Source organism: Prolixibacter sp. NT017 (assembly GCF_009617875.1).
GTDB lineage: Bacteria > Bacteroidota > Bacteroidia > Bacteroidales > Prolixibacteraceae > Prolixibacter.
This window is the reverse complement of the sequence record NZ_BLAV01000001.1, coordinates 4,030,578-4,044,483: the sequence shown is the minus strand read 5'-3', so window position 1 is coordinate 4,044,483 and position 13,906 is coordinate 4,030,578. Positions and strand designations below refer to the sequence as shown.

Sequence of the window (13,906 nt, the reverse complement as noted above, 5' to 3'; positions counted from 1 at the left end):
ATAGGTGACTAAAAAGAGAGCTAACCAGGCTCTCTTTTTGTTTTAGCAGGTTATTTCCGTTCCAGCAAAGGTTGATAGGTTCTGGGGTCCATGACATTTTTGTAAGCCGGGCGGATAATACGCCGCTGTTCGAAGTTCAGCTCCTCTATGCGATGAGCAGTCCAACCAGCCATACGCGACATGGCGAACAACGGAGTGTAGATTTCCTTTGGTAGTCCAATCATTGAGTAAACAAATCCCGAGTAAAAGTCTACATTGGCACATACGGTTTTGTTGACTTTGGCTCCTTTATACTCCATAAAAGTCTGAATTCCCAAGAGCTCTATACGTTCGTAGAAGTCAAACTCTTCAGTCAAACCTTTCTCTATAGCCAGCTCCCTGGCTTTTTCTTTAAGTAGTACGGCCCGGGGGTCCGAAACAGTATAAACAGCATGTCCGATACCATAAATCTTACCAGTGCCATTGTATGCTTCTTTTCTCAGGATACGCATCAGGTAACTCTTAATCTCTTCCTCGTCTTTCCAATCATGTATCTCCTTCTTTAAGTGATCCATCATTTTCATAACTTCGAGATTAGCACCTCCGTGTAAAGGGCCTTTTAAGGATGCAATTGCCGATGCAACTGATGAGTATGTATCTGTTCCCGAGGAACTGGTCACCCTTATGGTAAAGGTCGAGTTATTACCACCGCCGTGTTCGGCGTGCAGCACCAATGCCAGGTCAAGCACATCAGCATCGAGAGCGGTATAATTTCCGGAGCCTTTCAATAGGTATAGCAGATTCTCAGCTGTAGTCAATTCTCGCTTTGGGTGACGAATGGAAAGTGTGGCTCCTTTAAACTGGTGGACATAATTATGGTATGCATAAGCAATAACCGTCGGGAACTTGGCAATGAGACTGAGAGACTGTTTAATTAATTGTGGTGTAGTGGTATCTTCAGCATCATCATCGTAATTATAAAGGACTAGTACCGAACGAGCGAGAATGTTCATGATGTTTTTCCCGTGCAGGCTGAGTAGCGAATTTTTCAGTTTTTCAGGCAAGGTGCGTTTTGCCGCCATGTAGGCTGAGAACTCAGTCAATTCGGGTTTGTTAGGAAGGTCGCCAGTAAGCAACAGGTAAATAGTTTCGTCAAAACCATGCCTGCCTTCAGCCTGGAACCCTTTAACCAGGTCGTAAATGTTAATTCCCCGGTAAAACAGATGGCCATCAACCGCTACCAATGTTCCCTCATTGCTTTTCCGATAGCCCACAACATCGCCAATGCGGGTCAGTCCGACCAGTACGCCGGTATGGTCAGCATTCCGCAGGCCCCGTTTTACATTAAATTTCTCAAACAATTGAGTCTCGATATGACTGTTTTGCTCGATAGAGGACGAAAGTTTGTCGGTGAATCCTTTAAATTTTAAGTCATCAGTGTTCATATTATGATTTTTAGGTCTGTTTGCTTCATCCAAAGTAGCTTGTGCTAAGGTTTATTTATTGTTGAATGTGAATTTAGCAGATAAACTTCAAATGTATAAACGAATGTTCTCCTTTGATTGGTTTGTAATATCAAATTATTATAAAATATGTATGTTTAATTTCAGAAGATAATTTATACCGGTCTTTGTGCTGGAGTGATGTGGTTTGATTACGTTCGTCGGATCAGTATCCTGTAAGCGGATGTATTTATTAACTATTCCGTAAAACCCGGATGATACTCAACTAAGTGATACCCGCTACTTTTGTTGATTCGAATTGAAAAAGATATGTGGGCAATCTTTGGGGCGATATCGTCGCTTTTTCTGGGTACATACGATGTGTTTAAGAAGTGGTCGTTGAGAGACAATGCCGTTATTCCGGTGCTCTTCTTTTCGACCGTTACTTCGGCATTGCTGTTTGTCCCTTTGTTGCTGCTATCTCATTTCGCGCCCGAAGGTTTTAATGAATCGCTCTTTTTCATTCCGTCCATTCCGATTGAGCAGCATGGCTATATTTTTCTCAAAGCTGTGATTGTGACTTCGTCGTGGTTGTTTGCCTATTTTGCCATGAAGCATTTGCCCATTACCATTGTGACGCCTATCCGGGCAACCGGACCGGTTTGGACATTGATTGGTGCCATTCTGGTTTTCTCGGAACATCTTTCTCCTATGCAGTGGATTGGACTTTCGGTAACGCTGGTTTTCTTTTACCTGTTTTCCCTGGCGGGGAAAACGGAAGGAATTCACTTTCGAACCAATAAATGGGTACTGTTCATTATTGCCGGAACATTGCTCGGGGCGGTAAGTGGTTTGTACGATAAATTTCTCATTCGTCATTTCGACCGGATGGCCGTACAGGCGTGGTTCTCCATTTACCAGGTCGTGCTGTTATTGCCCATCCTGTTGTTCATTTGGTATCCGCGCCGGAAGAGGAATACGCCGTTTCAATGGCGTTGGAGCATTCCGTTCATCGGGTTGTTCCTGGTTACCGCCGATTTTCTCTATTTCTATGCGCTTTCGTTGGATGGCTCTCTGATTTCGGTCATTTCCGCTTTGCGAAGGGGAGGGGTAGTTATCACTTTTGCATTGGGAGCAGTTCTTTTCCGGGAGAAAAACATCCGCCGAAAATTTATGCTGCTGTTCGGTATACTGGCAGGTATCCTGCTTTTGTTACTGGGAAGCTGATGTTCTGCTGAAAACATCTGCACATCTTATGTTAGATGTACTTACCTTTCCTAATTCTAATCATGATTATTTTTAGTTTTAATCGGGATTAAAAAATAATTTAACCATGATTAAAACTTATTTTAATCAGCATTAGAATAACAAAAGGTGAGCAAAAAGATATCCGAAGGTGCTTACCCCCGGATAAGTTGGTGCGGTTGTTTGTATAATTTTCTCCGTTCCGGTTTCCCGGAAGGGTATTTACATCTGTCGTATCAGTTCACGGATGATGAGTGAAAGCTTCGGTTCGGCTTTCATGGCTACTTCCTGAACTTCTTCGTGCGATATCTCGACGATTTCGCCGGGTACGCCGCTGTCGGTCACAATGGAAATACCGAAAACGTCGATGTCCATATGGCGGGCCACAATTACTTCGGGCACGGTCGACATACCAACAGCATCGCCTCCCAACACCCGGAACATCTTGTATTCAGCTGGTGTTTCGAAAGTTGGGCCAGCTACGCCAACGTACACCCCTTCTTCAAGACTGATGTCATTCTTCAGCGCAATTTTCCGCGCCAGGTTGCGGAGGTGCAGATTGTAAGCCTCACTCATATCGGGAAAGCGCGGTCCCAGTTCTTCCAGGTTGGGGCCAATTAATGGGTTGCCCGGAAACATATTGATGTGGTCGGTGAGCATCATGATATCGCCCACTTTGTATTCGGGATTCAATCCGCCACTGGCATTGGAGACGATGAGTTTACGAACACCCAGTTGTCGTAATACACGGACAGGGAAAGTGACATCCTGCAATGAGTATCCTTCGTAGAAATGAAAACGTCCCTGCATGGCGATGATTTTCTTCCCGCCCAGGTGTCCGAAAATCAGCCTTCCGGCATGTCCTTCAACGGTCGAAACCGGAAAGTTGGGGATATCAGAATAATTCAGCGAATGCTCAATGTCGATTTCCTTCGCCAAGCCTCCCAATCCTGTGCCCAGGATGATTCCTACTTCCGCCTCATACCCGGTTTGCTCTTGAATATAGGTCGAAGTTGCTTTTATTTTCTCTAACATAGTTCAGTATTTTTCGGTCAAAATTCTTTTTGCCGTCATTCAGGAATTTAATTTCCAGTGGAATATAATGTAAACTCTCTTTGACAATATCAGGGACGTGGTTCAGGCCTTTTATCCGAATCATGTCCTTTTCTGTTGTAATGATGATCTTGTGTGATGACTGAATCTCAATGAAGCGTTCTTCCACGCGTTCCATGTCTTTTGGGGTAAAATTACGATGATCGCTAAAAGCAATCTCGTGGATTTCGACTGTCCGGTGCCGCAAATATTCCTTCAAAGGCTCGGGGTTGGCAATACCGGTGACCAATAAAACAGCCGAATCGATGTGGGAATAAGCTTCTCTTACCTTACCGGGGAAAACAGGGACTGGTGCACCATATTCCAGTGTTGTGAAATAAAGGTTTTGGAAAGGTTTTATATCCAGCTCTTTCGTAATAATACGCTCGTCGATGGGCTTGAGTTCGCCCGGGCATTTGGTTACAATAATCATATTCGCACGAATGCGGTTCGAGGCTTTTTCACGAAGTCTGCCGTAAGGCAACAGATGATCCTGTGTAACCAAACGACTGTATTCGGTCAGCAGGATATTCACACCCGGATTGATGTAGCGGTGCTGAAAGGCATCGTCGAGCAGGATGATTTCAGGTCGGTGATGCTTTTCCGATTTGAGTAATTCTTCTACGCCGTGCACTCTTTTTTCATCGACGGCGACGGTTATCTCCGGAAATTTCTGTTTGATTTGCAGGGGCTCATCACCCACCTCATTTACCGTTGAATCGACCCGGGCAATATGAAATCCTTTGGTTTTTCGTTTGTAACCGCGGCTGAGGGTGGCGACTTTGAACTCCTTATGAAGTAACCGGACCAGGTATTCGGTATGTGGTGTTTTTCCGGTTCCGCCAACTGCAATATTGCCGACCGAGATCGTGGGTATGGAAAACTCCTTCGAATGGAGGATGTCCATTTCGAAGAGTCGGTTCCGAATGGCGACAACAAGGCCATACAACCACGAAAGAGGTATGAATATCAATTTTTTCACAATCGTTTTTGTATCCGAAGCAACAGTGAAATCTTATCGCTTTTGTTGTTTCGCGAAGAAGACTAAGTTACTACTTTATCAAGACAGAAAAAAAGGAGAACAACCTGTGTTCTCCTTTTTATATGGCAAAATTAATTGAATTTTATCGGATTTCAAGTGTGTATGGCAACATTGTGTACAAACCATTCATGTGCGAAACACGGTTGATGTTTTCCCATGTTTGATACGAGTCACCCAACACATATTCAGACATTTTCACTTTGGCGGCTGTCGAGAAACTCTTCAGGATTTCCTCGAACGGGTCTTTTTCTTTCGGCAATTCCTTGATGCGGTAATTTTCAACACCAGCCTGGTTGGCTGCCAGCTTAATGGCATCGTTCAATCCACCGAACTTGTCGACCAAACCAATTTGTTTTCCATTCTCACCGGTCCAAACGCGTCCCTGGCCAATACCATCGATATACGTACTGGTTGTGTCACGTCCGGTAGCTACTCTTTTCAGGAACAGTTCGTAACCCTTTTCTACATAGTTCTGCATGAGGTCATGTTCGAAAGGAGTCATGGCCCTGCTGACAGTCGGCATATCGGAGTGGGTATTGGTATTTACCTCGTCAAAGGTGATACCGATTTTGTTGGACAAAAGATCGTGGAAGTTCGGAATCATTCCGAAAATACCTATCGAACCGGTAATGGTGGTAGGCTCGGCCAAAATAGTACCGGCTGCGCACGAGATGTAGTAACCTCCCGATGCTGCCAAATCACCCATGGAAACAACCACCGGCTTCACTTTTTGGGTTAATTCCACTTCGCGCCAGATAACTTCCGAACCATAGGCACTTCCTCCGGGGGAATTCACACGGAAGACAACTGCCTTGATGGTTGAATCTTGTCTTGCCTGGCGGATGGTTTGTGATATTTTCTTCGAATCGATGTAGTAGGAACCGTCACTTCCGGGGTCAATTTCACCCTGCGCGTAAATAACGGCGATTTTGTTTTTCGCCAAACCTTTGCCATCGAGCTTCTCTGGTACCTTGTCGTATTTACCCGGACCGATGCTTGGAATGTCTTTGTCTTTTCCAACGCCGGTCAGTTCGCGCAAATCATTTAACACCTGGTCTTTGTATTTCAGGTTATCGAAGAATCCTTCACCCAACGCTTTTTGAGGCATGCGGAAGGTTTGTACTTCGTTGGCAAATGCCTGAAGTGAATCAACCGGAATGTTTCTCGTTTCGGAGATTCCCTGAAGGAGATGGTCCCAGATGCTATTGAGGTAAACCTTCGTTTGTTCCCGGTTCGCTTCACTCATCTTTTCGTACATGAACGGTTCAACCGCCGACTTGAACTTGTTGTTCCGGCCGCGAATGATTTGCATATCGATGCCGAACTTGTCCATGGCTTTTTTGTAGAAAGTTCGTTGCGCGCTCAGTCCCCTGAAATCGAACATGCCGCGGGGATTCATGATAAGGCTGTCGGCTACCGTCGCCAGGTAGTAAGCTTTTTGCGAAATGTTGTCAGAGTAAGCGTAAATAAATTTGTCAGATGTTTTAAAATCCTTGAGCGCATCACGGATTTCTTCCACGGTAGCATAACCGGCACCAATGTCCGAAAGATTCAGGTAGATACCTTTGATGTGGTCATCAGTTTTCGCTTTCTTAATCGATCGCAAAATCTGATTGAGCCCGGTGGTCGGAGTTGAGCTGATACCAGGTACCGGAATGTCCATATCCTCAAACGGATTATTCGATTTCCGGTCAACAATGCGGTTATCCAACTTGAGGGTCAATACTGAGTTATTGGCAACCTGCACGGTGGGCTCGGCAAATGAAGCCAGCGATGACAGAAAGCCGATGGAAATGAAAAAGAAGAGGATAACTCCAATGAACATGGCCAGTAAAGTGGCCAAAAAAACTTTCCAAAAACTATTCATATTACTGAATTTAGGTGTACTGTAATTGCTTAAAAAAGAAATGTTTTCGATAACGGTGAAATGTTGGCTACCAGCATTTCCCTATGTACTATAACCGAAAACTGAAATTAAAATTAATCGTCTTAAAATAGGTATTATTGTACAGCTTTTTATTACAGAAAAAATGAACGGAATGCTTCAGGTTGATATTTTACTGGGAGGAAATGTGGGCGACACGCTGGAAATATTCAGCAAAGCCAAAGGCCAACTCATCGATAAAGCCGGGGCCATCGTGCGGGAGTCATCGCTTTACCGGACCGAGGCCTGGGGCTTTGATTCCGATCCGTTTTTGAACCAGGTTGTCACCCTGAAAACAAAACTGCTTCCGCATGAATTGTTGCAAATACTCCTTTCGGTAGAAGCATTTTTCGGTCGCGAACGCAAAGGGGAAGGGTATGCTGCCCGGACGCTTGATCTTGACATTCTTTTCGTGGAGGAACAAATCATTAACACATCGGATCTGGTGGTTCCGCATCCGCGAATGGGAGAGCGGCGTTTTGTTCTGGAACCATTGAGTGAGCTCTATCCTGACCTGATTCATCCGGTTACCGGAAAAACTATCAGCCGGATGCTTGCTGAATGTGACGATACTTCTTCGGTTGAAAAACTGTAGGGCACAAAAAAGCCGCTGAGCAGGAGCGTTAATTACTCTTGCACAACGGCATTATTAAATCTTTCCGGTGTAAAAATAATTACCGGTTATGTGTCTTTTTCTTCGAATCCATTTTCACTCCGTAGGCCAAATCGCCTGCATCACCTAATCCGGGTACGATATATGATTTGGGTGTCATTTCCTGGTCGATAGCTCCAATCCAAAGTGTATAATTATTTTCCGGCATGTGTTTCCTTAGGTAATCAACGCCTTCCTGGCTGGCAATTACTGAAACCATGTGCACGTGTTTGGGAGTACCTTTTTCAAGCAAAGCCCGGTAACCGATTTCCATCGAAGCACCGGTTGCCAGCATTGGGTCAGAGAGGATGACGATTTTGTCGTCGACCGATGGAGATGAAATATATTCAAACTCGATGTGGAATTCGCCGCTTTCGTCGTATTTGCGATAAGCTGAAATGAAACAGTTTTCGCCCTGGTCGAAATAGTTGAGCAATCCCTGGTGGAGCGGAAGTCCGGCACGTAGAATAGTTGCCAAAACCGGCTGTTGCGCTAATGTGGGAACTTTGGCCACTCCAAGGGGAGTTGTCACATCCGCTGTTTTAAATTCGAGCTGTTTGCTGATTTCGTAAGCAAAAATCTCTCCTACACGTTCTAAATTCCGGCGGAACCGGAGTGAATCTTTCTGTACAACTTCGTCCCTGATTTCAGCTATGAATTGATTAAAGAGGGAATTGTTTTCGCCAAGTATGTGAATCATGGAATTTTTATGCGAAAATAATAAAAAATGATTTTTCGGAAGAACCAGATTCACTGTTTAAACCATTTCAAAAAAAGAGGCAGGTTATTTCGACGAATAAACGAGTACTCTGTTGGAGTTGCACCAAAGCCCGCGTAAAAGCGAGCTACCGATTCAATGGTCGAGCCTTCGAAATCGAAGGTATACGGATTGCCCGAATATTTCTGAATAAACTGATCAATCATAAAGAACATGGCGCTTTGCCTTTTCCCTTCTTCCGAGCTGGCCGATACCAGCATGATTGGCTTATGGTGCGACCATACGAAGAAAGCAGTTGCCAACAGTTCGTTGTGATCGGAGTACACGGCGCTGATGCGTCCCCGTCCGTAGCGAACGCAGTAGCTGACCAGTTTTTGTAGACGGAGAAAGTCGGCATCTTTTAACTCCGGGACTTTTTTCTGCAGGTGTTCCTTTGTAAAACGCATAAAAAGCCCCGGGTCGATATTCTCGTCGATAAAAACGTTGTTTTTCTGCGCCTTCCGAATATTCCGGATGGTATTGATTTTATAGGCGGAGCACAGCTGTTGATACGGCTGGATTAAATCGAGCTGGTACGTCACGCGACGTTCGTTTTCGAAATGAGCGAGGCGGTTATGTGTATTGAACGCGTTGAGGGAGATTTCGATCAATTTGTATTTGGCCGGAATCGCATTGAGAAACTTGTCGACCACATCGGCATTCAGGAGGTTGGCTGAAAAAATACCGGATTGTTGCGTAAAATAGGGCTGGTACAGATACCATATCCCATATTTGCGCCGCGGAACCAACGGCATCACATACTCGTAGTCGCCCATCACCAGCGCATCCCATTTGCCCGCCATGATATCGAGATACCATGAATAGGCATATATGATCCCGTTCACGGCGTTGTCAATACACGTGTCCCATTTTTTGACATCCAGCTTGTCGTACGAAATATAGTCGATTGTCTGATTTTTATTCATCACGAAGTTCAGCCGCCTTTTTCAACATCGATTGGAAGACTTTCTTCCATCCTTTCCATTCGTCCAAATCGCTCAACGATTCGTTGTGGAATAATGAAACAAAGGTACCATTCACATTTTTCACCTCCATCATTAAGCGGTGAATTGTTTCTGCCGCTTGTTCGGGATTTTGTTCCTGGTACTGTTTCAACGATACCTCCATTACCGTTGTAGGAATTATCCTCAGGTTGGTTTCGCTTTCCGTCGACAAATCGTAAAAGCGGAACGGTGTGCAGGTTCCTGCCCTGAATCCGGGATGTGAATGATACGTGAGCGTATAATCCTCTTTAATTCCTGCGCCGATAAGCCACTGGTACGATTGTGGAAATTTAAGACGGAGGTAATGAAACCGGCTTCGGAACGGAGGTTCGCCAATGATTTTACTGAGCCTTTTGACTTCGGTTTCCAGTTTTTTCGGGGAACCGGAAGCTTTGTAGGACGGATGAATTCCAACCGGGACCTTCTTCGAGGTATCGCGAATAAGCACGCGGTAGTTGACATTCCGGTAAGAAAGATTTTTATCAAACTTTCCGTAATCACCTAACAGGAAGAAAAAAACGGCCTCGACGTTGTACGTTTCATGGAGCTTTTCCATCTCGGAATAAGTGTCGTATGGATCCGGTGTGCGCCCTTTCAAAACCTCCTTCCTAACCGGGAAGGGACTGTTTCTTTTTGGGTTCATCACCGAACGAAACGATGCAGTGACCCGGCGCAACATATTTTTGTGCAGGATTGCATACGCATTGTCCACATCGATTGTTGAGATGTAGCGAAAACGACGTGCCGGTTTTTCCCAATGAGACCATCGGGCTGCAATCGCATCGGCCAACAGTTGTGCCCACAAGTCAACAACGGGAAGTTGGAGAAAACTTTGCTGGAAAGCGAAAGATTCCTCCGCTCTGAACCGGCCGTGAATATCTGTTTTTCCTTTCGGGAAATATTCTTCATACCTGGAAATCATCCAAAACACGGCGGAGAATATGTCGAATGCGAGAATATCTTTGCTTCCGTTTGAAACCGGGAAAAGCAGTGGAATGTCACCGGATTTATCTACTTGCGGAACAAAATCAACGAGCTTTTCGGAAAAAAGCAAACCGTGGGGAAGAATATGCAAACCCGGCAATTCATTGTTATCAGAGTAATTGACAACGGGACCGTCAAAGCTTTTGATCGTATCCAAATCATCTGTCAGTTGAAATGTGGTTGGGAGCAGATCATTGAAGACATATCTGGCTGTATAAGTCAGACGAGGACTCAGATTATTGCAATAGATAATTATCACAGTCAAAGGCTGGGTTTATCACAAATGTAAAAAAATACTACTATGTTTTTCAGATGGCACCGTCATCGGCGAAGCTATAGTAACCGTTTTGAGTGATGATGAGGTGATCGAGCAGCGGGATTTCCATCAGTTTAGCGGCCTCTTTCATTTGTTTGGTTATTTTACGGTCGGACTCGCTGGCCAGCAGATTCCCTGATGGATGATTATGTGCGATAATAATGGATGTAGCCAGTTTTTCGAGCGCTTTTTTCAGAATGAGACGAACGTCGATGACGGTACCGGTCAGGCCTCCCTGGCTGATTCGTTCGTAGTGAATAATCTTGTTGTGGCGGTTGAGGAGAATAAGCCAAAACTCTTCGTGAGACAAATCGCCCATCACAGGTTGCAGGAATTCGGCAGCATCGCGACTGCTGGTTACTTGTTTCGCTTTTAGAGCTTCAGACTGGTTACGTCGCCGTCCCAGTTCTAATGCAGCGATTACTGTAATTGCTTTCGCTTCCCCGATACCTTTGAATTTCTTCAGGGCTTCCACATCAAGCTTGCCCAAAGCATTCAGGTTATTTTTAACAGTCCCCAAAATTCGGCGTGATAATTCGACGGCAGTTTCTTCGCTGTTACCCGATCCAATGAGGATGGCGATTAATTCGGCGTCGGAAAGGGAGGCAAGTCCCCGGTAGAGGAGTTTTTCGCGGGGGCGGTCTTCTACTGCCCAGTCCTTGATACTGAGTTTTCGGTATTCTTCCATTCAGGTTTAGCTTTTAACTAATTTACAAAATGTAATCCAAACCGGGAACGGAGAAATTGGTCAAAACAAAAAAAGCCCACCCTTTCTGAAGGATGAGCTGAAATATAGATTATAAATATCTTACAGGCTGTTCACGTGCAAAGACAGGCTTGACTTGAGGTTAGCCGCTTTGTTTTTGTGAATGACATTTTTCTTAGCCAGTTTGTCGAGCATAGCAGAAACCTTCGGGTACATCTCCGACGCGGCTTCTTTTTCGCTGGTATCACGCAGTTTACGAACTGCATTACGCATCGTTTTCGCGTAATAGCGGTTTTCCAAACGACGCTTTTCTGATTGTCTTGCTCTCTTTGCTGCTGATTTATGATTTGCCATTTCCCTAAATAATTAATGTCTTTAAAAAGTAGCCCGTAGGGGAATCGAACCCCTGTTACCAGGATGAAAACCTGGCGTCCTAACCCCTAGACGAACGGGCCTCCTTGTTCAATGTCCCTTCAATTGGGACTGTAAAATTAACGTTTTTTACTGATTTGGAAAGCATTCGACCGGTTTTTCCGAAGATGCATTCCTGTCGTAGCCCGTAGGGGAATCGAACCCCTGTTACCAGGATGAAAACCTGGCGTCCTAACCCCTAGACGAACGGGCCTCCTATTGCTTGCCTTTTATTTGGCGCTGCAAAAATAACGAGATTTTTTTAAGCTCCAAACGAAGGACTGTTAATCATTCAAAATTTTGAACGGCTCATCAGGGCTTGTTTGCCCTTTTGTTTTGAGCGATGCAAAGAAATAACATATTTCTTAAACAACAAATAAAAAGATTAAAAAAATTAGCGCCATTCTACAATGGTTCCGCGCTCCTTGTTCCTGAGAGATTTAGGAACTTGTTGAATGATTTCCTCGCGGAGAACGCTGATCAGTTTATGCTTGGCAAAGTTCCGGGCATAAATCAGGCTGACTTCCCGTAAAGGGGTCAAATCCGAGAAGTTCCGGACAATGACCGGTGCGGTTAAGGGTACAAACCCGGCAGCGAGCTCCGGAATTAACGTATACCCACCTTCCCGTTCCACAATTTTCATAATGGTTTCCAGCGAACCGCCGTCAAAATGAAAAGGAAGCTTGGATTGCACCTGGTTTTTCATCCGGCATAGATTGATAACCTGCGTCCGGAAGCAGTGACCATCGTCGAGCAGCCAAATGTCCGGTGATGCAATATCTTTAACCGAGATGGTCTGTTTTTTAGCGATGGGATGTCCGCGGTGCGAAAAGATTTTCATCTCCTCGTAAAAAAGCGGATCTTCATGAATGTTTCTATCCTTGAGTGGAGTGACAACAATTCCCACATCCAGTTGATCCTTCTTCAGTTTATCTTCGATGATGTGTGTATAATATTCTTCCACATAGATATCGATGTTGGGATATTTCTTCGAGAATTCGCCAATGAAAAGAGGCAGAAGGTAGGGCGTTAATGTTGGAATGATCCCGATTTTCAACGTTCCGCTCACTTCGCCACGAAAATCATCGATGATGGTGTTGATTTTACTTGCCTCGAATAAAATTTGTCGGGCCTGTTCAATAATTTTACGCCCCACATCGGTCGGAATAATGGGCTGTTTACTCCGGTCGAAAATGATGACACCCAGCTCATCCTCCATTTTCTTGATTTGCATACTCAGCGTAGGCTGGGTAATGAACTTTTTTTCGGCTGCAGTCGCAAAATGACGATACGTATCGACGGCTACGATGTATTCGAGTTGTGTAAGTGTCACCATGGATAGGAGAGAATTTTCCCTGAAAGGTAGTAAACCTTTATGATATGGGCGTTAAACGTTTGCTACCTGAATCAGATAAAAGTATGAAATCGGGTATCTTATTCGTCGGGCTGAAGCATTTTTAAAAATTCAGGCTGTATCAAATCCTTCTTTTTCAACACCTCAATTGGTATATGAACAATAGCCGTTCCACAGGCATACGGCCCAATCTGATAGTTGGCAAACGAAAAAATAATGTCATCATTGGTGAAGTTGACATTCTGAAAATCGTTGTCCAAATCATCGGCTGTTACCGCAAAGCAATCTTCCGGATTATCGAGATATTGGGAAATAATCTCTGCCAGTTCCTGCAATTTTTCTGGTGTCGAACGGTCAATGATGTCGTCGATGGTAAGAAAACGATTATCGGAAGCTGAAAAGTTGTAGCAAATAAACCATGTATTTCCGTGAGCTCCCAACGCGTATTCGTATTTCTTGAAACGAAGACTGAGCATCCCATTGTAGATATTGAACCACTGATGGGTGAGCGACATTTCGTAACGATATCCAGGGCGGGGATTCGGACTTTCTTTTAACGCCTGATCGACAACCTGTTTCTTTTCCGCCAGTTCTTTACCCTGAAATTCAGCCAAAGTACTGTCGGCGAAGCTGATCATTTCGCGGTTAAACGTGTCTTCGAACCGACAATTCGACCAGTAACTTTCGATTAACGGATAGGCAATGTGAACTTTATAGTAGTAATCCTGCTGATGAATGTCTTTTAGCTTGAAGGAGATTTGAGCATCTCTCTGACGACTGGGATGACATGAAAACAACGTTATTGCAAGCGTTGCCAGCACAATAATCTTTTTCATTTCGAGTCAATTAAATTCAGAACACATTGAGAACCGGAATATTATCCGATAATGAATCCCAATTCGTTCTTTGTGCTTTCAAATGTAGCCAGAATTATTTGAGCTTGTCACATCGGATTTTGAAAATTTCATTTTGAGTCGAACAGAAATTGTATTTTTAGG

13 protein-coding genes and 2 tRNA genes are annotated in these 13,906 nt (G+C 44.5%); 2 read left to right on the top strand and 13 right to left on the bottom strand.

The window, feature by feature from the left end; all coding sequences use genetic code 11:
• Positions 1-50: 50 nt before the first annotated feature.
• Positions 51-1,424 (bottom strand): citrate synthase, encoded by a 1,374-nt coding sequence (locus GJU87_RS16920; RefSeq protein WP_153640565.1) that lies wholly within the window; start codon positions 1,422-1,424, stop codon positions 51-53.
• A 327-nt stretch (positions 1,425-1,751) separates the two neighbouring features.
• Between GJU87_RS16920 and GJU87_RS16915 the strand changes: the two genes are divergently transcribed.
• On the top strand, positions 1,752-2,648 hold the full coding sequence (locus tag GJU87_RS16915; protein ID WP_153640564.1) for an EamA family transporter: 897 nt from the start codon (positions 1,752-1,754) through the stop codon (positions 2,646-2,648).
• A 240-nt stretch (positions 2,649-2,888) separates the two neighbouring features.
• Here GJU87_RS16915 and GJU87_RS16910 read toward each other — a convergent pair whose 3' ends face one another.
• From GJU87_RS16910 to sppA, 3 genes are all read right to left on the bottom strand, one after another.
• Positions 2,889-3,701: a purine-nucleoside phosphorylase gene (locus GJU87_RS16910; RefSeq protein ID WP_153640563.1), complete on the bottom strand. Its 813-nt coding sequence runs from the start codon at positions 3,699-3,701 to the stop codon at positions 2,889-2,891.
• Complete coding sequence (gene lpxK / locus GJU87_RS16905) at positions 3,646-4,740, bottom strand: tetraacyldisaccharide 4'-kinase (RefSeq protein WP_228492031.1); 1,095 nt, start codon at positions 4,738-4,740, stop codon at positions 3,646-3,648. Before lpxK ends, GJU87_RS16910 begins: the two co-directional genes overlap by 56 nt.
• Before the next feature lie 142 nt (positions 4,741-4,882).
• Positions 4,883-6,667, bottom strand: coding sequence for a signal peptide peptidase SppA (gene sppA, locus GJU87_RS16900; RefSeq protein ID WP_153640561.1), 1,785 nt, complete (start codon positions 6,665-6,667; stop codon positions 4,883-4,885).
• A gap of 172 nt (positions 6,668-6,839) precedes the next feature.
• Here sppA and folK point away from each other — a divergent pair, with 172 nt between their 5' ends.
• Entirely contained in the window at positions 6,840-7,319 is a 480-nt protein-coding gene (folK, locus tag GJU87_RS16895; RefSeq protein WP_228492030.1) for a 2-amino-4-hydroxy-6-hydroxymethyldihydropteridine diphosphokinase, read from the top strand.
• A gap of 79 nt (positions 7,320-7,398) precedes the next feature.
• On the opposite strand, the gene upp is transcribed toward folK, so the two are convergent.
• The 9 genes from upp to GJU87_RS16850 all read right to left on the bottom strand — a co-directional run bounded on the left by upp (position 7,399) and on the right by GJU87_RS16850 (position 13,744).
• Positions 7,399-8,076: a uracil phosphoribosyltransferase gene (gene upp / locus GJU87_RS16890; RefSeq protein WP_153640559.1), complete on the bottom strand. Its 678-nt coding sequence runs from the start codon at positions 8,074-8,076 to the stop codon at positions 7,399-7,401.
• Between the two features lie 50 nt (positions 8,077-8,126).
• A complete protein-coding gene (locus tag GJU87_RS16885; RefSeq protein WP_153640558.1) occupies positions 8,127-9,062 on the bottom strand; it encodes a hypothetical protein in 936 nt (311 codons plus the stop codon).
• Positions 9,052-10,380, bottom strand: coding sequence for a polysaccharide deacetylase family protein (locus GJU87_RS16880; RefSeq protein ID WP_373921491.1), 1,329 nt, complete (start codon positions 10,378-10,380; stop codon positions 9,052-9,054). The genes GJU87_RS16885 and GJU87_RS16880 overlap by 11 nt, the downstream gene beginning before the upstream one ends.
• A 49-nt stretch (positions 10,381-10,429) precedes the next feature.
• Positions 10,430-11,125, bottom strand: coding sequence for a DNA repair protein RadC (gene radC, locus GJU87_RS16875; protein ID WP_153640556.1), 696 nt, complete (start codon positions 11,123-11,125; stop codon positions 10,430-10,432).
• 120 nt (positions 11,126-11,245) lie between these two features.
• Complete coding sequence (gene rpsT, locus GJU87_RS16870; RefSeq protein WP_153640555.1) at positions 11,246-11,497, bottom strand: 30S ribosomal protein S20; 252 nt, start codon at positions 11,495-11,497, stop codon at positions 11,246-11,248.
• A 29-nt stretch (positions 11,498-11,526) separates the two neighbouring features.
• Positions 11,527-11,598 (bottom strand) — tRNA-Glu (locus GJU87_RS16865).
• 98 nt (positions 11,599-11,696) lie between these two features.
• Positions 11,697-11,768 (bottom strand) — tRNA-Glu (locus GJU87_RS16860).
• Positions 11,769-11,948: 180 nt separating this feature from the next.
• Positions 11,949-12,890: a hydrogen peroxide-inducible genes activator gene (locus tag GJU87_RS16855; RefSeq protein ID WP_153640554.1), complete on the bottom strand. Its 942-nt coding sequence runs from the start codon at positions 12,888-12,890 to the stop codon at positions 11,949-11,951.
• Between the two features lie 98 nt (positions 12,891-12,988).
• Entirely contained in the window at positions 12,989-13,744 is a 756-nt protein-coding gene (locus GJU87_RS16850) for a DUF3298 and DUF4163 domain-containing protein (RefSeq protein ID WP_153640553.1), read from the bottom strand.
• Positions 13,745-13,906 lie beyond the last annotated feature (162 nt).